This is a genomic window from Rhodococcus coprophilus NBRC 100603 (assembly GCF_001895045.1).
GTDB classification, from domain to species: Bacteria; Actinomycetota; Actinomycetes; order Mycobacteriales; family Mycobacteriaceae; genus Rhodococcus; species Rhodococcus coprophilus.
Window position 1 is genome coordinate 19101 of sequence record NZ_BDAM01000009.1, and the last position, 25264, is coordinate 44364.

A 25264-nucleotide genomic window follows, 5' to 3' on the forward strand; every position below is an offset into this window, starting at 1 on the left:
ACGATCACCCGAATTCCATGGCGAACTCGTCGATCTCCGACTGGTCGAGCCCGCCGAGGGTCAGATCCGACGGGGTGAAACCACCGGCATCTCCCGCCGACGCATGCAGGGCCAGCGCCTCCAACGCCGCGACCCACGCGCTCACGAGGTCTGCCACCAGATGCTCGGGCACCAGCGCCGGGCTGTATCCGAAAGAGCCGCGAAGCATCGGCCCCTCGACCGTCTCGTCCGTGAACACACCGATCTCCAGCGCGTGGTTGACCGGCATGTCCGCCTCTGTGGCACCGCCCAGCGCGGACGATTCGGGTGCGCTCGACCACGGGCGCCCCTCCGCCTCACCGAGAGTCAGCCTGCCGAGGTAGTTGAATCCGATCTCCGGGACCACCGCCGACGCCAGGACGCGCCGCCCCTCGTCGTCGAGGTACCGGAGGATTCCGAAACCTATTCCGCTGTCCGGTATCTCACGAAGTTGTTCCTTCACCCGCTTGAGTGCCTCGCCCGCGTCCCGCCCGGCGCCGAAAGCCGCGTCGAGGTCGGTTCCCGACACGTCCAGCCGCACCGGGTACAGACTCGTGAACCATCCCACGGTCCCCGAGAGGTCGGCTTCCGGCACCGCCTGTTCCTCGCGCCCGTGGCCTTCGAGATCCACGGCGACCGCGCCCGCACCGCAGACCCGTGCGGTGGCAAGGGCCAGGGCTGCGAGCAGCACGTCCTCGACCCCGGCGTGGAATTGTTCGGGCACCGTTGTGAGCAGCGCTTCGGTCACCGCGACCGGCACCTCCACGTGGGCCTGCGCCGTGGCGGACATCGTGTCGCGTTCGGGATCCACACTGCGCGAGCCGATCCGGACGCGCCCCTCTCCCGAGGTGATGCGACTCCACATCGGGAGTTCGGCACGCCGCGCCGGAGCGGCCTCGAGCAGCCCACGAGCCCAGACCCGCAGCGGGGTACCGGACCGGACCGGCGCGGTCCCCGCGACCGCGTCGGCGAGGTCCGGAACCAGAATCCGCCAGGACACGCCGTCGATCACCAGGTGGTGCACCGCGAGCAGCACCCGGCCCTGCGCGCCGGGTCCGGCGTCGAAGAACACCACCCGGACGAGTTCACCGGACGCCGGGTCCAGCGCCGCGTAGGCATCCTCGGTGGCTGCGACGATCACCGGGGACGGGTCGTCGAGGCCCGAGATGTCGACGCGGGTCACCACATCGGCGGCCCGGACCGCCCCCACCGGCAGGATCTCGAGGGTGCGGGCGGCGGAGTCGAATACCGAACGCAGCGCGTCGTGCACGTCGAGTACCGACTGCACGGCGCCGGTCAGCGATTCGAGGGTCAGCCCTTCGGGAGTCCGCAGCAACCTCGACTGCGCGTACCTGGCGTACGGCCCGCCGCGCTCGAGCAGGTCGTGGACGATCGGCGTCGCCGGAACGCTCCCGATCGCCGCCTCGATATCTGTGTGCCCGCCGCCTGCGTCCAGCTCCACGACACCCGAAAGGCCGGCGACCGTCCGGTGTTCGAACACGTGCCGGGCGGTGAACCGCAGTCCCGCTGCGCGTGCCTTGGACACGAGCTGGATCGACACGATCGAATCGCCGCCGAGCGAGAAGAAGTCGTCGTCGACACCCACCGCGTCGAGTCCGAGCACTGCGGCCACGACGTCGCAGAGCCGTCGCTCGACGTCGTTGTCCGCCTGCCGTCCGGCGCTCGTGGGCGCGAACACCGGGGACGGGAGCGCGGCCCGGTCGACCTTGCCGTTGGCGGTGAGCGGGAACTCGCCGAGTACCACCACCGCGGCGGGGACCATGTGGGCGGGCAGCCGTTCGGCCGCATACGCTCGCACTGCCTCGCCGTCCACCTCTGCACTTCCGTGCAGAGCGCTTCCCGGCACGATGATGTAGCCGACGAGACGCCTGCGCCCGGGCTCGTCCTCCCGGGCGAGCACCGCGGCTCCCGACACGGCGGGGTGGCCCGCGAGTACCGTCTCGATCTCACCGAGTTCGATGCGGAACCCGCGGATTTTGACCTGATCGTCTTTGCGGCCGAGGTATTCGAGCCGGTGAGGAGCGCGAGACGTCCATCGCACTGTGTCACCGGTTCGGTAGAGCCGGCTCCCCGGTGCGCCGAACGGATCCGCGACGAACCTGCTCGCGGTCAGGCCGTACCGGCCCAGGTACCCCCGGGTGACGTGTGGGCCTCCGACGTACAGTTCCCCCGGCACCCCCGGCGGCACCGGTCGCAGGTAGTGGTCGAGCACGAGTGCACGGCCACCGACGACGGGTTCTCCGATGTGCGGTGCGAGGTCCGGTGTCATCAGCGCGGCGGTCGCGTCCACCGTGCATTCGGTGGGGCCGTAGATGTTCAGCGCGCGCAGACCCGGTGTGGACGCCAGCGTTGCCCACAGCTCGGCGGGTACCGCCTCACCCCCCACAGCGAGCACCGTCGGCCGGTGCACCGCATCCGCATCGAGGAGACCTTCCGCGACGAGTTGTGTCATCAGTACCGGCGCGCAGTCCAGGGCGTCGATCCGGTGTTCGCGAACGTAACCGACGATGCCCTCGGCGTCGGCGGTCAGCGCGTCCGGAAGGACGTGCACCGTGTGACCGCCGAGCATTGCCAGCAACTGCTCGACCGACGAATCGAACGCGAAGGTGTAGCTGAGGAGTACCCGCAGTCGCCGCTCCTCCGGATCGCCGTAGGTGCGGGAACGCACCGTCTCCCAGAGGTTCACCACACCGCGGTGGGGCACCACGACACCCTTGGGCTGCCCGGTGGAACCGGAGGTGTAGACCACGTAGGCCGCGTCGTCCGCCCCGGCAAGACCCCGCGGCCCTGCGGCCGGAACCGGATTCGTCTGCGCGGCGCCGCACTGTGCCACCGCAGCATCGTCGAGGACGACGGTCACACCCGCGTCACGCATCATGTAGTCGATGCGCTCGGCCGGGTAGTCGGGGTCGAGGGCAAGGTAGGCCCCGCCGGACTTCCACACACCGAGGATCGCCGCAACCACCGCGCTTCCACGCGAAATCCGCAGTCCCACAATGGTTTCAGGTCCGGCACCGCGCCCGAGCAGGGCATCGGCGATCCGGTCGGACCACGCGTCGAGTTCGGCGAACGTCACGGTCTTGGCGGCGGAGACGACGGCGGGCTGATCGGGCACCGCAGCGACCGTGCGGGCGAACAGGTCGACGAGCGTCGCCGGGCCCGACTCCGGTCGTTCGGTGTCAGGGTTCGGCCTGCCGGCGCGGAGCCGTTCACGTTCGGCATCGGACAGCAGGTCGATCCGGGAGAGCACACGGTCGGGATCTCCCGCGAGAGCGGCGAATGCGCGCACCACCCGCGCCGCGAACGACTCCGCGGTGTGGTGGTCGAACAGATCACGGGCATATTCGACGCGTACCCGCATGGATCCGTCCGGTGTGTCGACCACATCGAAGGTCAGATCGAACATCGCGGCGTCGTTGGGCACGAGTGACACGTCGGGCGAAAGATCTTCGAATGCGGTCAGCGCCGGAGGGTTTCGATACTGGGCCATCACCTGGAACAACGGATGTCGGGAAGCGCTGCGTTCGGGTTCGAGCGCCTCGACGACCCGGTCGAAGGACACGTCCTGATGAGCGTACGCAGCGATATCGGCACTCTTGATGCGGGCCAGCAGTTCCCGGACGGTCGGGTCACCGGAGAGATCGGTGCGCAACACCACCATGTTGACGAAGAATCCCACGAGGTCGTCGAGTTCCGATGCGGGGCGGCCCGCAGTCGGGGAACCGATCGGGATGTCCTCCCCCGCCCCGCTGTGGGACAGAGCCAGCGCCACCGCAGCATGGACCATCATGAACATCGTCGCACCGGTGTCGCGACCGGCGGCGCGCACGGCTTCGGCGAGGCCGGGCGGAACCTCCACTTCCACACCCCCACCGGCGAACGACGCGACGGCCGGCCTGGACCGATCCGTCGGCAGATCGAGTTCCGCGGGGAGCCCGGCGAGTTCGCTGCGCCAGAAGGCGAGCTGGCGTCCGGCGACCGTGGTCTCGTCTTGTGGGTCGCCGAGCAGTTCTCGTTGCCACACCGCGTAATCGGTGTACTGGACGGGCAGCGGTGCCGGTTGCGCCGGGGCGCCACCGGTGTGAGCGGCGTAGTAGGCCCCGAGGTCACGCAACAGGATCGGGGTGGACAGCTCGTCGCTCGCGATGTGGTGCACGAGCAGCAACAGGATGCTCTCGCCGGGGGCGACAGTGAACAACCGGACCCGTAGCGGAATCTCGCGTTCGAGGTCGAAGGCGTAGCGCGCCGCCGACCGCACGTCGTCTTCCGCCGTGTCCGGGGTGGTCTCCACGACCGCGAACGGGGTCTCGACCTCACCCAGCACACGCTGCAGCCCTGTGCCGTCCCGCTCGGTCAGCACGGTGCGCAGGCTTCCGTGGCGCGCGAGCACGTCCGCCACGGCCCGGCGCATCGCGGTGTGGTCGACGTCTCCGTGCAACCGCACCGTCAAAGGCACGTTGTAGGTCGGGCTGGGCCCGTCCATCCGGAAGAGGAACCACAGGCGCTGCTGCGAGAACGACAACGGGACGAGGTCACCGTGGTGCCCCGCGACCAGCGGCGGACGCTCGGGTCCGTCCGCGACCCCCGCGCTCTCGCACCGCACGGCGAGCCCGGCGACGGTCGGATGATCGAACACCTCGCGAAGGGCCAGTTCCACCCCGAGGCTGTCGCGAACCCGGGCGAGGAGCTTTGCCGCCGACAACGAATGCCCGCCGAGTGCGAAGAAGTCGTCGTCGACACCCACCGTTTCGAGCCCCAGAATGTCGGAGAAGAGCTCACACAGACGACGCTCGAGGTCGGTCGACGGTGCCCGCGACGATACGAGAGCGCCGAAATCCGGGGCCGGAAGGGCCTTCCGGTCCAGTTTCCCGTTCGACGTGAGCGGCAGTTCGGCAAGTACGACGAGGGCGGCCGGCACCATGGCTGCGGGCAGCCACTCGGTCAGTTGTGCTCGTGCCGCTACGGGGTCGAGCGCATCGCCGACGAGGTAACCCACGAGTTGTGCGGTGCCCGCGGCGTCCGTGTGAATCGCCGAGACAGCGCGCACCACGCCCGGCAGGCGCAGCAACGCCGCGTCGACCTCCCCGAGTTCGATACGGAAACCGCGCACCTTGACCTGGTTGTCGACGCGTCCGCGATAGACGATGCGGCCCTCCGGGGTCCACATCACGCGGTCACCGGTGCGGTAGAGCCTCGCGTGCACGGGATCACCCGAGTCGCCGGCGAACGGGTTCGCAACGAATCGGGCCGCGGTGAGGGACGGAGCGTCGAGATAGCCGCGGACGACCCCCGGACCTGACAGGTACAGCTCACCCTCGGTACCCGGCGGCACCGGCGCGAGACCCGAATCGAGGAGGTAGGCACGCAGGTTCGCTACCGGGCGGCCCACCACCGGTGTCTCACTGTCGTGGACCTCGGCGACGAGCGCATCGACGCTGCATTCGGTGGGTCCGTAGAAGTTGAACGCGGCGCCCCGGCGCGCGCGCAGGTTGTCCCACAGCCGGGCGGTCGCTGCGTCGCCTCCGAAGCCGAGGGTGGAGACGGCATCCTCGGGGAGCATCCCGTCCTCGACCACCTGATCGAGTTGGGCCGGCGACAGTTCCACGAAGTCCCAGCGCTCACGGAGGGCCTGTTCGGTGAGCAGTGCCGGATCGCGTTGCGCGAGTTCGTCGACGATGTGGAGGGTATGGCCTGCGAGCATCCACAACAGCGGCTGTACCGAGGCATCGAAGGCGAGCGACCAGGCGAGGCCCAGGTCGAGGTGCTCGTGGCCGGCTTCCTTCTCGGCACGGGTGAACACCTGCTCGCGGTGGCTGTGAAGGAGGTTGACCAGACCGCGGTGGGGAGCGACCACGCCCTTGGGCCGGCCCGTGGATCCGGAGGTGTAGATGACGTACGCGACGGAGTCCGGTGTCGGTGCCGGCCGCCCGACGGGCACCTGTCCCCGCTCCCCCGCGCCGTCGAGTTCTGTCGCGCCGGAGAGGTCGATCTCGTCGAGCCTGATCCGGTGCACGGTTGGGTCGGCGTCCGCGACCCGGCCGTCCGTGGCCGGAGAGGTCAGCACGTACGCAGGCGATGCGTCGGACAGTACGTGCGCGAGGCGTTCGAGTGGCTGGTCGATGTCGATCGGCACGTACGCCGCACCGGTCTCGAGGACCGCGAAGATCGCGACCACGGCCTCGACGGTGCGCGGCAGTGCGATCGCGATTCTCGGTTCGGCGGCGCCGCCGAGACCCTCCGATACGAGGTGCCGCGCGAGGCGGTCCACCCGCGTGCGCAATTGGGCGTAGGTCAGTGTGGTGGTCGCGTCCGCTACCGCCGCCACGTCGGGTGTCGCTTCCGCCTGGCGATCCAACAGATCGACGAGAGTCAGGCCCGGTTCGACCGGAACGTCCGGAGATGCGCTCCAGCGCTGAAGGATCCGTTCCCGCTCACCGGGAGTGAGGATCGGGAGCTGTGCGAGGGGGGTCGCTGGGTCCAGGGTGCTCACGGCGTCGAACAACTGCTCGAGTCGCGCGACGTGGAGCTGCAGTGCCTCGTCGTCGTAGATGTCGGCGTCGACGTCGACGAAGACTTCCAGTCCGGCGCTCTCGTCGAGAGGCCGCACGGTGATCATGAAATCTTGGAGCGGGCCGCGAGCGACCGAATGTACGGCGGCGCTGATGTCGGCGAAGCGGAACCGGTCGCCGAACGGTTTCACGTTGACGGACGGCCCGATCACCCCGCGTGATCCGGCGGGTAGCCGCAGGTCGCGCTGGATGTCCTCACCGCGGTAGCGGTAGTGCCTGCGGCACAGGGCAACCGAATCGCGGACCTGTCCGACGAGTTCGGACAGGGTGTTCCGCGCGGCCGGGCGCAGCCGCAGCGGTACGACGTTGACCGCGGTCATCGGCACGTTCAGTGCGGCGGAGCCGAGCCTGTTCATCACCGGGAACCCGAGGGTGAGGTCCTCCCGTCCGGTTGCGCCGCGGAGATACGCCGCCACCAGCGCCGTCACCGCGTCGCCCCAGCTTCCGCGGGCCGATTTGCCGAGTGCGGCAAGCCCGCTCTGCCGGCGTGCGTCGAGCGTGAACCGGGCGGCGCGGGAGCGCCGGGCGATCCCGGTCGCGCCGGGCCGCAACGCGACCGCTTCCTCGACGTCGGCGAGATAGCCGGACCAGAACGCACGGTCGTCGGCGAAGGCGTCCGAGTCGCGGTAGCTCTGTTCTTCGCGCACCACCGGTTCGACGGGGCCGAAGCGGTGGGCGGGGGTTTCCGCACCCGTCACGAGTGCGGTGTAGTGCTCACCGATCCGGCGGTTGAACAGGGAGAACCCGAAGGCATCGAAAACGAGGTGGTGGCCGCACACGTACAGGACGACCCGGTCGTCCGCGAGCCGCAACACGGCGGCACGGACACACAGGTCGACGGCCGGATCTATCGCGCGCGCCAGGTCGTTCGCCATCCACTCGTGGGCAGCCGCCCACACGTCCGGGGCGCCGTGGGTGTGGCGGGCGCGGCCCGCGCGCAGATCCACCACCGGAGGCTCGTCCAGCCGTCGCTGCCCGGGAAACTGTACGACCGTACCGTCGTGCTGCACTTCGAACGAGGCGACGAGCGCCTCGCAGTCGTCGGCCGCGTTGCGAACCGCGGTGACCAGGGCGTCCGTATCGACCGTTCCGCGCAGTTCGATGCATTCGGACGTGTTGAAGATCGGGTTGTCGGGGGTCAGTTGCTGGGCGAACCATACGCCCGTCTGGGCGCGCGTGAGCGCCAGTCCTGTGGTCGACGGCCTGGACGTGGGCACCGGCATCCCCTTTTCTGCATTCGAAAACTATTGGGCGCGAGCAGAACACCCGTGTTGTGCCGACACTCGGCGACCGGAACAGTACCAAAGGTAAGGCTAACCGTATATGTTGCTGAGGCGATCTTGTGCAGCTTGCGCTCGATCCACCGTCTCACTCCGCTATCGAGAGGTTCGAGCATGCAATCATCGGTTGTCGACACACCGACACCCGACTGTGCCGAGCGGACCGTCGCACGCCCGTTCGTGTTGTCCCGCCCCCACGGCACCGTGGTCGCCGAAGGAATCGACGACCGGTTCGACTGCGCCGACGCTGCGGCCGCCGCTCTGCGGACCGGGCACGTGCGCGCCCTCGCCGGTGCGCTCCCCTTCGACCCTGCTCACCCCGTCGCACTCACGGCACCGCACACGCTGCGGCGCACCTCCACTCCGATCGGCGCCTCGTCGCCGGCCGGCCTTCCCGCCATCCGCGTCGTACACACGATTCCGGCGGAAGAGACTCACATCGATCGCGTGACCACCGCACTCGCCCGGCTGCGCTCCGCCGACGACGACCTCGTCAAGGTCGTTCTCGCACGCGCACTCCGGTTGCGTTCCGAGCACCCGGTCCGGGCCGCCGACCTCATCGCACGACTTGTCGGAAACGACCCTGCCCGCAACGGCTTCGCCGTCGACCTCACTCCCGCAGGAGATGCGTGGCGAGGACGGCAATTGATCGGGTCGAGCCCCGAGGTGCTCATCCGGCGCCGAGGCGATGTCGTCACTGCGCATCCCCTCGCGGGCTCCGCGCCGCGCCACGCCGACCCCGCAGCCGATCGCGCAGCCGCCGAACGCCTCGCCGCGTCGGAGAAGAATCTCGCCGAGCACGCGCACGTCATCCGGGCGTTGCGCGCTGTTCTCGAACCGCTGTGCACCGACCTCGACATCCCGGACCTGCCGTCGCTGACGAGCACCAAACAGTTGTGGCATCTCGGCACTCCGGTCTCGGGACGCCTGCGCGATCGCTCCACCACAGCGCTCGATCTCGCGCTCGCGGTGCATCCGACGCCCGCGATCTGCGGGACGCCCACCGAGGCGGCACGCGATTTCATCCGCGACGTCGAAGGTGACCGCGGGTTCTACGCGGGCGCGGTCGGATGGTGCGACTCCGACGGCGACGGCGAATGGATGGTGACGATCCGGTGCGCGGTCCTCGACGCGGACGGCACCACCCTCACCGCCTACGCCGGTGGCGGCATCGTCGCCGATTCCGATCCCGCCGACGAACTCGCCGAGACCAGCATCAAATTCGGGACCGTCCTCGACGCATTCGGAGTACGCCGATGAGCGCCCCCGTCACGCTCGTCGTCGGTGCCGCACAGGGCATCGGACGCGCCACTGCCCTCACCCTGTCCCGCGCCGGACACCGACCGGTACTGCTGGACCGCGACTCCGACGGCCTGCGCAAGACCGCAGCTCTGATCGGCGACGACATCCCTGTGTATCCGGTCGACGTACGCGACGCCGACGCGATCGAGTTCGCCGTCGGCAGCATCGAATCCGACCACGGCCCCATCGAGCGACTTGCCCATGTGGCAGGCGTATTCACCACCGGGTCCGTCCTCGACTCCGATCCGGACGACTGGCAGCGCATGTTCGACGTGAACGTCACGGGGTTGCTGTCGGTGTTGCGTGCCGTGGGTCGCGTGATGCGGCAGCGCCGCTCGGGAGCGATCGTCGTGGTCGGTTCGAATTCCGCCGGGGTGCCCCGAATGGGAATGGGCGCGTACGGGTCGTCGAAGGCCGCCGCCGCAATGATCGTGCGGGTCGCCGGACTCGAACTGGCGCAGTACGGGATCCGCGCAAACATCGTCGCACCCGGTTCCACCGACACCGCGATGCAACGGTCGCTGTGGGAGGACCCGGACGACGACGCAGGCGCGCACAGTGCCATCGACGGTGACCCGGCACAGTTCAAGGTCGGAATTCCGCTCGGGCGCATCGCCGATCCGTCCGACATCGCGGATTCGATCGAGTTCCTGCTCTCCGACCGTGCCCGGCACATCACCATGCAAGCCCTGTACGTCGACGGCGGCGCGACTCTCCGCGCCTGAGACCTGTTCATCCCCGAAAGGAAACCATTCGTGACCTCCGGCCTACGGCGCAGTGCGCTTGCCGACATCGCCCGCTTTCCCGAGGACTTCAGCGAGTTGTACCGCGGCGCCGGGTACTGGACCGAGGAGACGTTCGCGGAGTTCACGGCGAACCGAAGCGCGCGGTTCGCCGACCGGATCGCTGTGGTGGGACCGGACGCCACCGGCGCGCGCCGGCAGCTGACCTATCGTGATCTGGACGAGTCCGCCGCGCGCATCGCCACCGGACTCGGGTGTCTCGGTGTCCGGGCCGGCGACCGGGTCGTGCTCCAGCTGCCGAACATCGTCGAGTACACCGAAGTCCTTTTCGCGGTCTTCCGCCTCGGCGCGTTGCCGGTGTTCGCACTGCCGGCGCACCGCGCCTCGGAGATCGGCTACTTCTGCCGTTTCGCCGATGCCGCCGCCTACATCGTTGCTGCCGAACACGGAGGATTCGATTACCGCACGCTCGCCCGTGAGGTGACCGGCGCGCTGGAAAACCCACCGGCCGTGGTCGTCGCCGGAGACTCGGGCGAATTCGTCTCACTGGCGTCACTGCGCGAGCAGGAGCCGGCGGCGGTCGCCGGAGTCCACGCGGAGTCCGTCGCGTTCCTCCAGTTGTCCGGCGGCACAACGGGCACACCCAAACTCATTCCCCGGACCCACGCCGACTACCTCTATTCGGTGCGCGAGTCGGCACGGATCTGCGGGGTCGACGAAGACACCCGGATGCTGGTCGTACTTCCGGCCGCGCACAATTTCCCGATGAGTTCACCGGGCATCCTCGGCGTCCTCCACGCCGGCGGAACCGTTGTGCTGGCACCGGACCCGAGCCCGGACACCGCATTCGCCCTGATCGAGGGTGAACGCATCACGATGGCCTCGCTGGTGCCCCCGCTCGCCCTGGCGTGGTTGTCGGCGCGGGCCCGCTCCCCGCACGACCTCTCGTCGCTCGAAGTGTTGCAGGTCGGCGGTGCGAAGTTCCCCGCAGAGGCGGCCAAGCGGGTGCGCCCGGAACTCGGCTGCACACTGCAACAGGTGTTCGGAATGGCGGAGGGTCTCGTCAACTACACCCGTCTCGAGGACGACGAAGACACGATCGTCCACACCCAGGGCCGCCCGATCAGCCCACACGACGAGATCCGTGTGCTCGACGACGCCGGCGAGCCCGTCCCCTTCGGTACGGCCGGCCATCTCCTGACTCGCGGCCCCTACACCATTCGTGGCTATTACGATGCACCCGAACACAATTCGACGGCGTTCACCGCCGACGGGTTCTACCGCACCGGCGACATCGTGCGGATCACCGAGCACGGCTACATCGTCGTCGAAGGCCGGGCGAAGGACCAGATCAACCGGGGCGGCGAGAAGATCGCAGCCGAGGAGGTCGAGAACCACCTCATCGCGCATCCCGCGGTGCTCGACGCCGCGGTGGTCTCGATGCCAGACCAGTACCTCGGTGAACGCACGTGTGCCTTCGTCGTGACCGAGGGTGAGACACCGAAAACACTCGCCCTCAAGGCTTTCCTCCGCGACCGGGGACTCGCGGCATACAAGATCCCCGACAAGGTGCGCTTCGTCGACGCATTCCCGGTGACCGGTGTCGGCAAGATCAGCCGCAACGAACTCCGCCGGGCGCTGACCGCCGCCCTCCAGAACTGACCGCCCTCACTGCAGAAAGCGAAAACCGATGGCTCTGCCGAAGTCCGTGTCCTACTCCCTGCCCGACGAGCAGCCCGCGAACGTGGTGTCGTGGTCGGTCGACCCGGACCGCGCCGTACTGCTCGTCCACGACATGCAGGAGTACTTCGTGCGGTCGTTCGACCGGACGGCCGATCCGCTCGCCACCGTCGTCCCGCACATCGACCAGCTGCGCAACGCCGCCCACGAGGTCGGCGTTCCGGTGGTCTACACCGCGCAACCCGGCGACCAGGACCCGTCCGATCGTGCGCTGCTGTCAGACTTCTGGGGTCCCGGACTGTCCGAGGACCCCAACGAGACGTCGATCATCGCGGAACTTGCACCGCACGCCGGCGACACCCTGCTCACCAAGTGGCGCTACAGCGCCTTCATCCGCACCGATCTGCTCGAGCGGATGCGCGCGTGGGGCCGTGACCAGCTGATCGTCACCGGGGTCTACGCCCACATCGGGTGCCTCACGACAGCGCTGGACGGGTTCATGAACGACATCCAGGTCTTCTTCGTCTCGGACGGCACCGCCGACTTCTCACAGCGTGAGCACATCGACGCGCTGAACTACGTCGCGTCGCGGTGCGCGGTGGTACTGCCCACCGACGACGTCGTGGGTGCGCTCTCGTCGGTGCGCGCCTGAGTCACACCCCGACGGACCGGTCGTCGTGCTCGGAGACCGTGCGCTCGTCGCGCCGGCTCAGTGCCGCATACTTCCCGCCGAGTGCGACGAGCGCGTCGTGGGTTCCCCGCTCGATGATCCGGCCGTGATCGAGAACGACGATCTCGTCGGCGTCGCGCACGGTCGAAAGGCGGTGCGCGATGGTGATGGTCGTGCGCCCGGCCCGCGCGTTGTCGAGTGCCTGCTGCACCGCACGTTCGGTGTCGTTGTCGAGAGCGCTCGTCGCTTCGTCGAGCACCAGGATCCGCGGGTCGCGCAGGAGGGTGCGGGCGATCGCAAGTCGCTGCTTCTCGCCACCGGAGAACCGGTGCCCGCGGGCACCGACCACGGTGTCGTAGCCGTCGGGCAGCGACATGACGAGGTCGTGGATGTGCGCGGCACGCGCGGCGTCCTCTATCTCCGAGTCGGTGGCGTCCGGCCGGGCGTAACGCAGGTTCTCGCGGACCGTGGCGTGCAGCAGGTACGTCTCCTGCGACACGACTCCGACGAGAGCCGCGACGTCGGCGAGTCGCATGTCGCGCAGGTCGATTCCGTCGATCGTCACTCGTCCCGACGTCGGGTCGTACAGCCGTGCCACCAGTGACCCGAGCGTGGTCTTTCCCGATCCGGTCTCACCGACGAGCGCGACTCGGGCGCCGGCAGGGACGTCGAGGTCGATTCCGTCGAGCGCGAGACGGTGTGCGCCTTCGTAGCGGAAGCTCAGATTCTCGAACCGGACCCTGCCGGAGATGCGCGCCGGATCGACGGGGACCGGATGGGCAGGCTCGTCGATGTCGACCGCCAGGTCGAGGTATTCGAAGATGCGACTGAACAGCGCGAGCGAACTGGTGACGGACACACCGACGTCGAGCAGGCTCATGAGCGGCCGGAAGAGCGCGCCCTGCAGCCCGGTGAATGCGACGAGCGTGCCGATCGTCATGCCTCCGGATGTCGCGGGAAGTCCGGCGACGAGGTAGAGCACCGCGGGGATCGCGGCGAAGACGATGTTCATGGTGGCCATGCGCCACCGGCCCGACAACTGGGCGTGCACCTCGAGGTCGGCGAGGTCGGCGGAGGTCCTCGCGAACTTGTCGGAAAGGGCGGGTCCGGTGCCGAGGGTCTTGCCGAGCAGCACACCGCTGACGGACAGGCCTTCGTCGATCTGGGTCTGGATGTCGGCGAGCCGGCGTTGCTGGCGGGTGGTGATCGCGCGTCGCATCTGTGCGACGCGGCGGGTGAGCCAGATCGCGGGCGGGAGCACGATCAGCGACAGCAGTGACAGTCGCCAGCTCAGCACGGCCATTGCGATCGCGGTGCCGACGACAGTCGTGATGTTGGCGGCGAGCGAGGTGGCGGTGGTCGTGACGACGGACTGCATGCCGCCGATGTCGTTGGTCAGCCTCGACTGGATCTCACCGCCGCGGGTGCGGGTGAAGAAGGTCAGGGATTGCCGCTGCAGGTGAGTGAAGACCCGTGTCCGCAAACCGTGCATGATCCGCTGGCCGACCGTGGTGGAGATCCAGGTCTGCACCACTCCGAACAGCGAACTGATCACGGTGACCGCGAGCATGCCGCCCACTGCCCACAGCAGCAGGCTCACGTTCTGGTCCGGAATCGCGTCGTCGATGACGGCCCGGACGAGGAAGGGTGTAGCGAGCGAGACGGCGGACGACGCGACGATCAGCACGACCACGAACGCGATCTGCCTGCGGTAGGGGGCGAAGAGCGCACCGATGCGGCGCAGGCTGACGGGAGATTCCCGTAGTTGTGCGACGTCTTTGGGGTCGATTTTTCCGCGGCCTCCGGAGGGGCGGCCTCGACCTGGTGGGGGATGCATCATGTGCACACCACCTCGATTCATGATTCGAACGTACTTACTGAGGTTGCCTCATTAAGAGGTAACTGTCAAGTGAGGTATGATCCGGTCATGTCCGATTCTCCCGTGGTGTTGCGCGATCTGCTCATGGGCGCGACGCGCACTCTCCGGCGCCGCTGGCACGACCTCCTGCAGCCCTGGGAGTTGTCCCCCCACGAGCACCGCGCCCTCCGGGTCATCGGCGAGAGCGACGCTCCCATCCGCCTGGGAGTCGTGGCGAAGGCCCTGCGCATCGCTCCACGCTCGGCCACCGAGGTCGTCGACCGGCTCGAATCACGCGGCCTCACCGAGCGCCTCGCCGATCCTGCCGACCGCCGTGCGGTGTGTGTGCAGCTCACCGACCACGGACGTACCGTCCTCGGCGAACTCGACGCGGCACGCGACACCGACGCCGCAGAGGTGTTCTCCCGGCTCGACGCATCCGAACGAGCCGACCTGTCACGGCTGCTGCGCAAGCTCGTGGACGACCCGCCACACTGAGATCTCCACCGGTCCGGCCACGGTACCGACAAGGTAGACCGGGTCTGTCAGATCACCGTCTCGGACCGGCGTTCGAGCAGGACGGTGTCGTGCCAGACGCCGGCGAGCTTGCCGATACGTTCGCGGATACCCACCGTGCGGAATCCCACCGAGTGGTGCAGGGCGAGACTGGTGCGGTTCTCCGGGAAGATCACGGTCTGCAGCGTCCACAACCCCGCCTCGTCGGCGGCATCGACCTGGGTGCGCAGCAGCGCCTTGCCGACCCCGCGCCCGCGCATCCCGTCGGCGATGTAGATCGAATTCTCCGCCACCCCGGCATAGCATTCGCGGCTCGAAACCGGGCTCAACGCCGCCCAGCCGACGACGCGCCCGTCGATCTCGGCGACCCACCGATGGCCGGGCAGCCACACCTTGTCGAGCACCTCGCGGGCGGGAACCTCGGCGGTGAAGGTCGCGATGCCGGTCGCGATCCCCTCACCGTAGATCCGCCGCACCGCATCCCAGTCTCGATCCTCGAGCGTGCGCACCGTCACGTCGGCAAAGTGGTCCTCGGGGCGGCGACCGGTGAGGACGCCCCGCACTGCAGTGTCGGTGTCCACCCCGACGCCGCGAGCAACCGTCATCGGCAAACCGTGCGCTGTCATGGCTCCACTGTATTGATCGACCTGTACGGCCGGCGTCAGCACCGTCCGGTCCCGCCTGGGGCGCGCTCAGGATTCGAAGAACCGCCGCGGATTGTCGACGAGCATCGTGGTGATCTGCTCGTCGCTGACGCCGCGCTCGCGGAGAACGGGCAGCACGTCGTCGCTGATGTGGTTGTAGTTCCAGTTCGGTACCGCGAGTTCCTTCACTTCGTGCGGGAACCAGTCGATGAAGCACGACGCGTCGTGCGCGAGCACCATGCGGTCCGCGTATCCGAGTTCTGCCAGCGCGGCCACGGTGGCGACGCGTTCTTCGAACGGCAGCAGCAGGTCGAGGCCGAAGCGGTCCATCCCGAGTATCGACCCGGCGTCGGCGAGTTTACGGAGGTAATCGAGGTCGGTGGAATCACCGCTGTGCCCGATCACGACTTTCGTGAGGTCGACGCCTTCCTCGGCGAGGACTTTCTGCGCGACGAGACCGGACTCGGTATGCGGATTGGTGTGCACCGTGATCGGGACCCCCGTTTCCACATGTGCACGGCCGACCGCACGCATCACCCGTTCCACCCCGGGCGTGAGGCCCTGTGCCTCGATCGCGCACTTGAGCATCGCCGCCTTCACACCGGTGTCGGCGATGCCCTCACGAATGTCGTGGACGAACAATTCGGTGAGCGGTTCGGGGGTGTCGAACAACAATCCCGGTCCGACATAGTGGAATTGGAACGGAAGTTCGTTGTACGTGTACAGCCCCGTCGCAACCAGAATGTTGATGTCGGTGTGTTCGGCGATGCGCTGGATCCGCGGTATGTACCGGCCGAGTCCGATCACCGTGGGGTCGACGATCGTGTCGATGCCGCGGTCGGACAATGCACGAAGCTTCGAGATGGCATCGTCGACGCGCAGTTCCTCGTCCCATCCCGTCGGAAAGCCTGGATAGTTCTCGCGCAGTTCCTCACCGAGCACGAAAACGTGCTCGTGCATGAGGACGCGGCCGAGATCAGCGGTGTCGGCGGGGCCGCGGACGGTGTCGACAGAAGCCATGGCGCAGACGCTATGTCACCACAAGTGGGGGCGGGCGGTGTTTCCGCGCAACCGTTCTCCCGAACTCGCCGTGGCTCAGCCCCGGAGTGATTGCTGGTACCGGCGCATGCCGCTCAACCATCGGTCGTAGTCGGCGCCCTTGTGCCGGTACATCTCGAGGACTTCGGGATGGGGAAGGATCAGGAAGTGCTCTTCCTCGAGTGCACGCAGCACGATCTCCGCGACATCGTCCGGTTCGAGAACCGCGCCGGCACCGGTCACCGCACGGGTGGCGAGCGCTCCGAGTTCGGTATCGGAGTTCTTTCCTGCATACAGCAGCGGAGTGTTGACACCCATCGGGCAGAGGCACGACACCCGCACACCCTGGTCTCCGTACGTGACCGACAGCCACTCGGCGAACCCGACCGCCGCGTGCTTGGTCACCGAGTACGCGGCCGACCCGATCTGGGTGAGAAGGCCGGCAGCCGACGCGGTGCCGACGAAGTAACCTTCGCCCCGATCCACCCATCCGGGCACCATGAGGTTCGCAGCGCGGATGTGAGCGCGCAGGTTGACGTCGAGAGCCTGGTCCCAGGCGGATTCGCCGATGTCCAGCCCGGGTGGACCGGTGATGCCCGCGTTCGCGAAATACAGGTCGACGGGCCCGAATTCTTCTTCCGCACGTTCGACGAGACCCCGGATCTCGTCGGAGTCGGAAACGTCGGCTCCCACCGCAATCGCCGAGGTGGTACCGATCTCGTCCACGACGCTTCGGGCAGCGTCCGCGTCGATGTCGGCCACGACCACCCGGGCACCTTCCGCCACCAGGCGGGCGGCGAGAGCGCCACCGATTCCGCCACCCCCGCCCGTCACGATGGCTACCTTGCCGTCAACTTTCACCGGAACCCCCTCGGTCGTGATGTGCGCAGCACCGCACCGTTGCACGCTGCACCGGACTATAGGGCGAACACCCGATTGCGCGGGGGCGAGTCGTCGTCGGCGTCCAGGCTTGGCATCCTGGAGAAGGACGCAATGCCCCGATCGCCGAGAGTGACCCGCCCGTGAACGAATTGTTCTCGATCTCCCGCCCGCGCCGCGAGGTCGCACCCGGCGCGGTGCACGTACCCGGGTGGCTGAGTCTCGACGAACAGCGCGCGCTGGTGGAACTGTGCCGCGAGTGGGCAAGGGGTCCGGCGCCCATGCGGCACACCGTATTGCCGAGCGGTGGGCAGATGTCGGTACGTACCGTGTGCCTCGGCTGGCACTGGTCGCCCTACCGGTACAGCCGCACGGCCGTGGACGTCGACGATGCGCCGGTGCCACCCGTCCCCGACCTGCTCGTCGGTCTCGGCCGACGCGCAGTCGCCGATGCATACGAGGACGCGGCAGCGGGAGACGGCTACACGCCGGACGCCACACTGATCAACTTCTACGACGACGACGCGCGCATGGGGATGCACCAGGACAAGGACGAGCGGGTCGCGGCGCCGATCGTGTCGCTGAGTATCGGCGACGCCTGCACGTTCCGCTTCGGGAACTGCGAGTCACGGGGCCGGCCCTATACCGATGTCCGCCTCGAATCCGGCGACCTGTTCGTGTTCGGCGGACCCTCGCGGTTCGCGTTCCACGGCGTGCCCGTCGTATTCCCGGGCACCGGTAGCGCGGAGGTCGGACTGACCCGCGGCCGGCTGAACATCACACTGCGTGCCACCGGCCTGGAGTGACGCCGGAGCGGTCGGATCGGCGTCCTACGACTTCGGTATTGTCGGTCGTATGAGCGTCGATACTCCGGCAGCGCAGACCTCCTCCGGCGACGATCCTCTGGCACTCGACCGGCAGGTGTGCTTCGCACTCGCGGTCGCGAACCGCGCTGTTCTCGCCGTATACCGGCCGATCCTGGACCGGCTCGGTCTCACGCACCCGCAGTACCTGGTGATGCTCGCCCTTTGGGAACGGGCACCGATGACGGTCAAGGACATCGGGCGCGTGTTGCAACTCGACTCCCCCACCTTGTCACCGCTGCTCAAGCGGCTCGAAGCCCTCGGCCTCCTCACGCGCGAACGCAGCACGGTGGACGAGCGGCAACTCGTCGTCGACCTCACCGACAAGGGCCGGTCCTTGCGCCGCGACGCGGAGGCGGTGCCCGGCGAGGTGGTCGAATCCCTCGGCGTCGACATGGCCGAACTCGAGGCGCTCCACACCGCACTCGTCCGCGTCAACGGCGCAGCGCTGAAGGCCGGGACTCCGCACCGTTAGGCACAGGTCCCGGCCTCCGGCGGCGGTAAATCAGCGGTGCGAGATCAGCGGTACCGACGCCTCGCTCGTGTAGACGAGGAACGTGAACGTCTCCTGGAAGTACAACTGGACGTTCTCGCTGTCGTGCGAGAGGTATCCGATCGACAGATCCTGCCCGACCTGCAGGTCGTAGTCGCCGCCGCGGGTCGTGAGGACGAAGGCTCCGTCGATCGCGGGAGCCCAGATGATGTCGCCGTCGATGAGACGCTTGATCTGCTCCCGGATCGGATAGCCGTGATCGGACGTTTCGCTGACCTTGGTGAACTCGTCGGCGCTGAGCAGCACGTGGTACGGCCCGCCGACACCGGCGAGACGCAGTTCGGAGAGCGCCTGGCTGATCGTCTCCGGGATGTCGCGCGGATCGTCGGGGAGCTGCAACGCGGTGTTGGACGACGAGGCACGGATGCCCTCGATGCCGGCGGCGGCGTAACCCTCGAAGATCGCGCGGTCTTCCGCGAACGCGATCTGCCGGGCAGCTTCCTTCACCGCATCGAGATCGACGTCGTTGGCACCGCGCTCGACGTTGTCGAGCTCTTCGCGCGAGAGCGTGAACGGCACGCGGAGTTCGACGAGAGGCGCTACCCGATGCTGACGCGCGCGAACTCCCGCCGCGGGTGACTCGACCTCGCCCAGTCGGCCGAGACCGACCGCCGCGAAATCGGTTCCGTGGGGGCCCGAGAAATCGACGACGAGGCGGCCCGCGACATGCCGCTTGAACGTGCGCGTCGCCTCCTCCTCGATCTCGGCCCACGCCGCGTCGGTAATCGGAGCGAGGTCACGATAGAGATTGTTCACAGCGTTGAACTCCTTCTGAGAGCACCGATTCCGAGTGACCCGTCCGCAGCAGACGGCGTCGATGCACTCGTGTCGGCAGTTCCGGGTGCGTCCGCCGGTGCGGGCGGAAGATCTTCGAGCATTTCCAACGACGGACAGAAGAAGAGCGAGCCTGTGACGGCCGTGGAGAAATCGAGGATGCGGTCGTAGTTGCCGGGCGGATTGCCCAGGAACATGTTGCGCAGCATCTCCTCGGTCACGTCCGGCGTCGCGGCGTAACCGATGAAGTACGTCCCGAACTCGTCGGCGCCGAGACTGCCGAAAGGCATGTTCGCGCGCACGATCTGGCGTTCCTCGCCGTCCTCGTCCTCGATGGAGGTGAGCGCGACGTGCGAGTTCGCCGGCTTCGTGGCGTCGTCGAGTTCGATGTCGTCCAGCTTCGTCCGGCCGATCGCACGTTCCTGCTCTTCGACGCTGATGCTGTTCCAGGTCGAGAGGTCGTGGAGATACTTCTGCACGATCACGTAACTGCCACCCGCGAACTCGGGGTCCTCGTCACCGACAAGCGCGGCGGCAACCGCTTCCTCGTCCTCGGGATTCTCGGTGCCGTCCACGAACCCGAGAAGGTCACGACGTTCGAAGTAGCGGAAGCCGTGGGTTTCGTCGACGACCGTCGCTCCGCCACGAAGCCGGTCGTTGATCTTCGCCGCGAGTTCGAAACACAGATCGGTCGACGACGCGCGCAGGTGGAACAGCAGGTCGCCGGGGGTGGACGGCGCACGATGCCGGCCGCCGTCGAGCGGGACGAAGGGGTGCAGCCCCGCTGGACGGGGACCGCCGAACAGTCGGTCCCACATCTCCGACCCGATGCCCGTCACCACCGACAGTCCACCGTCCGGAATCCGGAAACCGACGGACCGCCGCAGACCGGACAAGTCTTCGAGGAGACTGCGTACCTCGTCTTCTCGGCCTTCGTCGATCGTGAGGACGAGAAAGATCGCCGCCTCGGTGAGCGGAGTCAAGATCGGTTGGGAACGCGCCACGGTGTCACCGTAGTTCACGCGAAGACCCAGGACGCCACTACGTCCCGAATGTGCTCACGGCAGCATCCACGACAGGACGGCAGTGGTCTGCAACCAGACGAGGACGGCAAGCACGACGACCATCGCGACGCTGATGGGCCACAGCCGCCGCATCAGCAATCCGTCCCGTCCGGACAGCCCCTGCACCGAGGAGACCAAGGCCAGGTTCTGCAGCGCAATGGGCGTACCGGCGGTTCCGCCGGCCATGTTGCCTGCCACCAGCACGGTCGGGTCGAGCCCTGCCTGCTGCGCGGCGGAGACCTGGAGACTTCCGAACATCGCGTTCGACGCGGTGTTGGATCCGGTGACCAGGACACCGAGCCAGCCGAGCAGCGGCGACAGCAACGCGAACGCGGCGCCGGCGCCCGCGAGGAACTGGCCGATGGTGGTGGTCTGGCCCGACAGGTTCATCACGTACGCGAGGGCCAGCACCGCCGTCACCGTCGCGAACGACCAGCGCAATTGCACGACCGCAGCGACGAGGCACCGCAGCGCGTCGCCCGCTGCCACACCCAGCACGACCACCGAGAGCAATGCTGCGACGAACACGAGCGACCCCGGTGCCGTGAGCAGATTGAGCGTGAATGTCTCCGCCGTCGGAACCCTGCCGTCGGCCCCCGTCACGTCGAGGCCCGGCCAGCCGAACGAGAAGGTGGCGTTGGACAGGAACGACTCGACCGGGCCGAGACGGCTCACGAGGAACACGACCACGATCAGCGCGTACGGCGCGAACGCCTCGACGGTCCGCCGGCGGGTGTCGTGGATTCGCGTTTCCCCACGGGCGGGAGTCGCGTCCGGCCCCGGACGCCACACCTTCAGCACGACCAGCAGCGCGACGAGACCGGCTGCCGCACCTGCGATATTGCTCAGCCCCACGGTCAGGTAACTCGCGCAGAGGAACTGCGCGGAGGCGAACGCGACCCCGACCACGAGCGCGACCGGCCACGTCTCGCGCACGCCGCGACGCCCACCCACCACGGCGACGAGCACCAGCGGAACGAACACGGCGAGCAGACACACCTGCCGGGCGACGACCGGCCCGATCTCGTCGACCGGGATCTCCGACACCCGCGACATCGTCAGGATCGGGGTGCCCATCACCCCGAGCGGGGTCACCACCGAGTTCGCGAGGAGCGACGCCGCCGCCGCGCGGACCGGGGGCAGTCCGGCACCGATGAGCACGACTGTCGCGACGACGATGGGTGTGCCGAACCCGGCGACTGCCTCGAGCAGCGCACCGAACAGGAATGCGATGACGATCGTCAGGATGCGGTGGTCCGGCGAGATCCGCGCGAACGCGCGCGTCAGCACGTCGAAGTGACCGGACTCGACGGTCAGCCGGTACACCCATACCGCGTTGAGCACCGTCCACATGATCGGGAACAGGCCGAATACCGCCCCCTCGAGGCCCGCACTGACCGCCGAGCCGACGGGCATGCCGTATCCGGCCGTCGCGACGACGAGCGCGACCAGCACTGCCACCGCCGCCGCGGTGTGGGACTTGAGCCGGAACACCGCGAGGAGCACGAGCATCGTCAACAACGGAAGCCCCGCGACGAGTGCCGACCACGCGAGTGAGCCGCCGATCGGAGCGATCGGCTGGATATACGTGCCTGTCACCGCATCATGCCCCGAACGACTCCACGGCGGCGCGAAGTGCGTCTGCGGTGCCGTCGAGCACCGTGCGGTTCGGGGTCTGCGCACGCGCACGGATACCGAATCCGTCGCCGCTCGTGCGCGGCACCAGATGCAGGTGGACGTGAAACACTTCCTGGCCGGCGGCGACACCGTCGGCCAGGAAGAGGTTCACGCCGTCGATGGGCAGGTCGCTCGACCGCATCGCGGTGGCGATGCGCTGACCTGCGGCGAACACCTTCGCGCCGTCGTCCGGGTCGAGCTGGGCCAGACCCGACGCGTGCCGTTTGGGCACCACGAGCAGGTGGCCCGGCGTGAACGGCCGAATGTCCATGAACGCGAGAACATCCGGTTCGTCGAGCACGATGCTCGCCGGGGCGTCACCGGCAACGATGGCGCAGAAGATGCATTCGCTCACCGGCCCGGTGCCTCCACGGCAACCGGTTCGCGTGCAGTGCTGAGCAGGCGCAGCAGTTCGGCCTGCACCGCGGGACGATCACCGACCGGATCGTCGCTGTGCGCGAGGTAGAGCATGGCCTCCTCGACGGCGGCGACGAGCAGATGTGCCAGCACCGACGTACGCGTGGACGACGACCGATGCGTCTCCGGAGCGAGCGTTGCGAGCATTTCCTCGACGATACGCAGGGTGGAATGCCGATGTGCCTCCCGCACTTCGGTCCACCCCAGCACTGCGGGCGCCTCGATGAGCAGCAGCCGGCGAGTGGGCTGGTCGTTGACCACGTCGAGGGACGCCAGCACCGCCTTGGTGAAACCTTCCCACCGATCGTCGACCTCTCCGGGGTGCAGCGTCTGCTCCGCCTCCCGCTGCACCCGTTCGACAACACCCCGGAACAGATCCCGCTTGTTCGCGAAATGGTGGTAGAGCGCGCCGCGCGTCACCCCCGCGACCGCAACGATGTCCTCCGTCGCCGCTGCGGCATACCCGTCCCGTAAGAACACTTCGAGCGCTGCGTCCAGTAACGCTGTGCGCGTGCGCGTCGCGTTTCTCACCCTCCCCGGGCTTATTTTCTCCAGCACTGATTCCTCCCCTGTGTGTGCAGCTATCCCCTCGGGACTCCCCCGTAGCCGCCCCCTACTTGTTACAAAATCGGCGCCGGCGAATAGCGAGCGGCGTCCGGGTAACGCTCCACCAGCTCCTGTACGGACGCGATCACCGCGCTCACCTGCGCGTCGGCTGCACCGACGAACGCCGATCGATCGGCGAGCGCCTCGTCGAGCGCCGCACGGTCGAGCGGAAGCCGGTCGTCCGCGGCGAGACGGTCGAGCAGGTCGGGTTCGCGGCCCTGCTCGCGCATCGCGAGAGCCACCGACACCGCATGCTCCTTGATCGCCTCGTGTGCGGTCTCCCGTCCGACACCGGCGCGCACCGCCGCCATGAGCACCTTCGTGGTCGCCAGGAACGGCAGGTAGCGGACGAGTTCCTTCTCGATCACCGCCGGGTACGCGCCGAACTCTTCGAGCACCGTCAGGAACGTCTCGATCTGGCCGTCGATCGCGAAGAACGCATCGGGCAGCGCGACGCGGCGCACGACGGAGCAGAACACGTCGCCTTCGTTCCACTGCGCACCGGCGAGTTCGGCGGCCATCGACGCATAACCGCGCAGCACGACCTGCAGGCCGTTGACCCGCTCGCACGACCGGGTGTTCATCTTGTGAGGCATCGCGGACGACCCGACCTGGCCGGGCTGGAAACCTTCGGTGACCAGTTCGTGCCCGGCCATGAGGCGGATGGTGTGCGCGAAGGACGACGGCGCGGCACCGACCTGCACGAGAGCCGACAGGACGTCATGGTCCAGCGAACGCGGGTACACCTGCCCGACGCTGGTGAACACGTGCGAGAAGCCGAGATGCTGAGCGATCTTCTCTTCGAGCTGCGCGAGCTTGTCGGCGTCTCCGCCGAGCAGGTCGAGCATGTCCTGCGCGGTGCCCATCGGTCCCTTGATACCGCGGAGCGGGTACCGCTCGATCAGTTCTCGGAGACGCTGCAACGCGAGGAGCAGTTCGTCGGCTGCGGAGGCGAAGCGCTTACCGAGCGTGGTGGCCTGTGCGGCCACGTTGTGCGAGCGGCCGGCCATCACGTACGACGAGTACTCCGCGGCGCGTTCAGCGAGTCGCGCGGCGACCGCGACACCGTGCGAGTGCACGTGCTCGAGCGACCGCAGAATCTGCAGCTGCTCGACGTTCTCGGTGAGGTCGCGGCTGGTCATGCCCTTGTGGACGTGCTCGTGCCCGGCGAGGGCGTTGAACTCCTCGATGCGTGCCTTGACGTCGTGGCGTGTGACGCGCTCGCGGTCGGCGATGGACGCCAGGTCGACCTGCTCGACGACCCGCTCGTAATCGTCGATCGCCTCCGCCGGCACGTCGATCCCGAGTTCCGCCTGCGCACGCAGGACCGCGATCCAGAGCTGCCGTTCGAGCACGATCTTGTGCTCCGGCGACCACAGCTCCCTCAGTTCGGGGCTGGCGTAGCGGGTGGCGAGGACGTTCGGGATGTGGCTCACGAGTGGCCAGTTTACGTTCCGTGCCCGGACTCATGGTTCGGCAGGCGGCGCGACGGTGTGCATGACGTCGACCAGAATCGCCCGTGCCGCGGCACGCGGGTCGGGATCCACGTCGACGAGACCGCACAACACCGCCCCGTCGACCACCACCACGAGCCGGTGCAACTGCGGTACCCGGACCTCCCGGCCGCACCGCTCGAGCAGGTCGGTCAGCAGATCGTCGATCTGTTCCCTGAGGCTCACCTGCGCTTCGCGCAGCTCGGGATGCCGCGCGGTGGCGACGCATCCTTCGTGGCGGGCGACGAGCCGGTCGCGGTCGTCGCCGGACTGCGCGTTCCCCACGAGCAGGTCGAGGACCAGTTCGGCGGTCTTCTCCGAGCTGCGCGGACTCGCCGGAACGTCCTCGACGCGAGCGCGCATGATTTCGACGTCGCGGGCACCGTTGTGCTGCATGGCGCACACGACGAGCTGCTCGAGGGAATCGAAATAGTACGTGGTGGACGCAAGTGGCAGACCCGCGCGCGTCGCGACCGCACGGTGGCGCACAGCCTCGATGCCACCCTCGAGAATCAACTCCGCCGCAGCTTCGACGAGCGCCTGGCGGCGCCGCTCGCCTTTCGGTGTGGCTGCGGTAGTCACAGTCACATCGTGACAGC

The 25264-nt window shown here is 68.1% G+C and carries 19 protein-coding genes; 7 read left to right on the forward strand and 12 right to left on the reverse strand.

Features of this window, described 5'->3' with window-relative positions; translation table 11 throughout:
- Positions 1-4: 4 nt before the first annotated feature.
- Positions 5-7825 (reverse strand): non-ribosomal peptide synthetase, encoded by a 7821-nt coding sequence (locus tag RDCOP1_RS15355; protein WP_072702686.1) that lies wholly within the window; start codon positions 7823-7825, stop codon positions 5-7.
- Between the two features lie 177 nt (positions 7826-8002).
- Between RDCOP1_RS15355 and RDCOP1_RS15360 the strand changes: the two genes are divergently transcribed.
- The 4 genes from RDCOP1_RS15360 to RDCOP1_RS15375 are packed head-to-tail and all read left to right on the forward strand — an operon-like array spanning position 8003 to position 12265.
- Positions 8003-9148 carry an isochorismate synthase gene (locus RDCOP1_RS15360; protein WP_072702092.1) on the forward strand — a complete coding sequence of 382 codons (1146 nt, stop codon included), beginning with the start codon at positions 8003-8005 and terminating at the stop codon, positions 9146-9148.
- A complete protein-coding gene (locus tag RDCOP1_RS15365) occupies positions 9145-9915 on the forward strand; it encodes a 2,3-dihydro-2,3-dihydroxybenzoate dehydrogenase (RefSeq protein ID WP_072702094.1) in 771 nt (256 codons plus the stop codon). Before RDCOP1_RS15360 ends, RDCOP1_RS15365 begins: the two co-directional genes overlap by 4 nt.
- 30 nt (positions 9916-9945) lie before the next feature.
- Positions 9946-11595, forward strand: a complete 1650-nt coding sequence (locus RDCOP1_RS15370; protein ID WP_072702096.1) for a (2,3-dihydroxybenzoyl)adenylate synthase — start codon at positions 9946-9948, stop codon at positions 11593-11595.
- Positions 11596-11623: 28 nt separating this feature from the next.
- Positions 11624-12265, forward strand: coding sequence for an isochorismatase family protein (locus RDCOP1_RS15375; protein WP_072702098.1), 642 nt, complete (start codon positions 11624-11626; stop codon positions 12263-12265).
- 1 nt (position 12266) lies between these two features.
- Here RDCOP1_RS15375 and RDCOP1_RS15380 read toward each other — a convergent pair whose 3' ends face one another.
- Positions 12267-14123 (reverse strand): ABC transporter ATP-binding protein, encoded by a 1857-nt coding sequence (locus tag RDCOP1_RS15380; protein ID WP_072702689.1) that lies wholly within the window; start codon positions 14121-14123, stop codon positions 12267-12269.
- 87 nt (positions 14124-14210) lie between these two features.
- Here RDCOP1_RS15380 and RDCOP1_RS15385 point away from each other — a divergent pair, with 87 nt between their 5' ends.
- Positions 14211-14639: a MarR family winged helix-turn-helix transcriptional regulator gene (locus RDCOP1_RS15385; RefSeq protein WP_072702100.1), complete on the forward strand. Its 429-nt coding sequence runs from the start codon at positions 14211-14213 to the stop codon at positions 14637-14639.
- A 47-nt stretch (positions 14640-14686) separates the two neighbouring features.
- Here RDCOP1_RS15385 and RDCOP1_RS15390 read toward each other — a convergent pair whose 3' ends face one another.
- From RDCOP1_RS15390 to RDCOP1_RS15400, 3 genes are all read right to left on the reverse strand, one after another.
- The gene (locus RDCOP1_RS15390; protein WP_084722648.1) at positions 14687-15325 is read right to left on the reverse strand and encodes a GNAT family N-acetyltransferase; all 639 of its coding nucleotides are present in this window, start codon (positions 15323-15325) and stop codon (positions 14687-14689) included.
- Between the two features lie 24 nt (positions 15326-15349).
- Positions 15350-16321: a phosphotriesterase family protein gene (locus RDCOP1_RS15395; RefSeq protein WP_072702102.1), complete on the reverse strand. Its 972-nt coding sequence runs from the start codon at positions 16319-16321 to the stop codon at positions 15350-15352.
- Positions 16322-16396: 75 nt separating this feature from the next.
- On the reverse strand, positions 16397-17200 hold the full coding sequence (locus tag RDCOP1_RS15400) for an SDR family oxidoreductase (RefSeq protein ID WP_072702695.1): 804 nt from the start codon (positions 17198-17200) through the stop codon (positions 16397-16399).
- A gap of 161 nt (positions 17201-17361) precedes the next feature.
- Here RDCOP1_RS15400 and RDCOP1_RS15405 point away from each other — a divergent pair, with 161 nt between their 5' ends.
- Positions 17362-18024, forward strand: a complete 663-nt coding sequence (locus tag RDCOP1_RS15405) for an alpha-ketoglutarate-dependent dioxygenase AlkB family protein (protein ID WP_072702104.1) — start codon at positions 17362-17364, stop codon at positions 18022-18024.
- Positions 18025-18073: 49 nt separating this feature from the next.
- Entirely contained in the window at positions 18074-18556 is a 483-nt protein-coding gene (locus RDCOP1_RS15410; protein WP_072702698.1) for a MarR family winged helix-turn-helix transcriptional regulator, read from the forward strand.
- A gap of 30 nt (positions 18557-18586) precedes the next feature.
- On the opposite strand, the gene RDCOP1_RS15415 is transcribed toward RDCOP1_RS15410, so the two are convergent.
- From RDCOP1_RS15415 to RDCOP1_RS15445, 7 genes are all read right to left on the reverse strand, one after another.
- Positions 18587-19390 carry a family 1 encapsulin nanocompartment shell protein gene (locus tag RDCOP1_RS15415; protein ID WP_072702106.1) on the reverse strand — a complete coding sequence of 268 codons (804 nt, stop codon included), beginning with the start codon at positions 19388-19390 and terminating at the stop codon, positions 18587-18589.
- On the reverse strand, positions 19387-20412 hold the full coding sequence (locus RDCOP1_RS15420) for a Dyp-type peroxidase (RefSeq protein WP_072702702.1): 1026 nt from the start codon (positions 20410-20412) through the stop codon (positions 19387-19389). The genes RDCOP1_RS15415 and RDCOP1_RS15420 overlap by 4 nt, the downstream gene beginning before the upstream one ends.
- Positions 20413-20466: 54 nt before the next feature.
- The gene (locus tag RDCOP1_RS15425) at positions 20467-22071 is read right to left on the reverse strand and encodes an L-lactate permease (RefSeq protein WP_072702109.1); all 1605 of its coding nucleotides are present in this window, start codon (positions 22069-22071) and stop codon (positions 20467-20469) included.
- Positions 22072-22075: 4 nt separating this feature from the next.
- Positions 22076-22504: an HIT family protein gene (locus tag RDCOP1_RS15430; RefSeq protein WP_072702111.1), complete on the reverse strand. Its 429-nt coding sequence runs from the start codon at positions 22502-22504 to the stop codon at positions 22076-22078.
- On the reverse strand, positions 22501-23097 hold the full coding sequence (locus tag RDCOP1_RS15435; RefSeq protein ID WP_072702113.1) for a TetR/AcrR family transcriptional regulator: 597 nt from the start codon (positions 23095-23097) through the stop codon (positions 22501-22503). Before RDCOP1_RS15435 ends, RDCOP1_RS15430 begins: the two co-directional genes overlap by 4 nt.
- A gap of 89 nt (positions 23098-23186) precedes the next feature.
- Positions 23187-24608 (reverse strand): adenylosuccinate lyase, encoded by a 1422-nt coding sequence (purB, locus tag RDCOP1_RS15440; protein WP_072702115.1) that lies wholly within the window; start codon positions 24606-24608, stop codon positions 23187-23189.
- Between the two features lie 30 nt (positions 24609-24638).
- Entirely contained in the window at positions 24639-25247 is a 609-nt protein-coding gene (locus RDCOP1_RS15445; RefSeq protein ID WP_072702117.1) for a TetR/AcrR family transcriptional regulator, read from the reverse strand.
- Positions 25248-25264 lie beyond the last annotated feature (17 nt).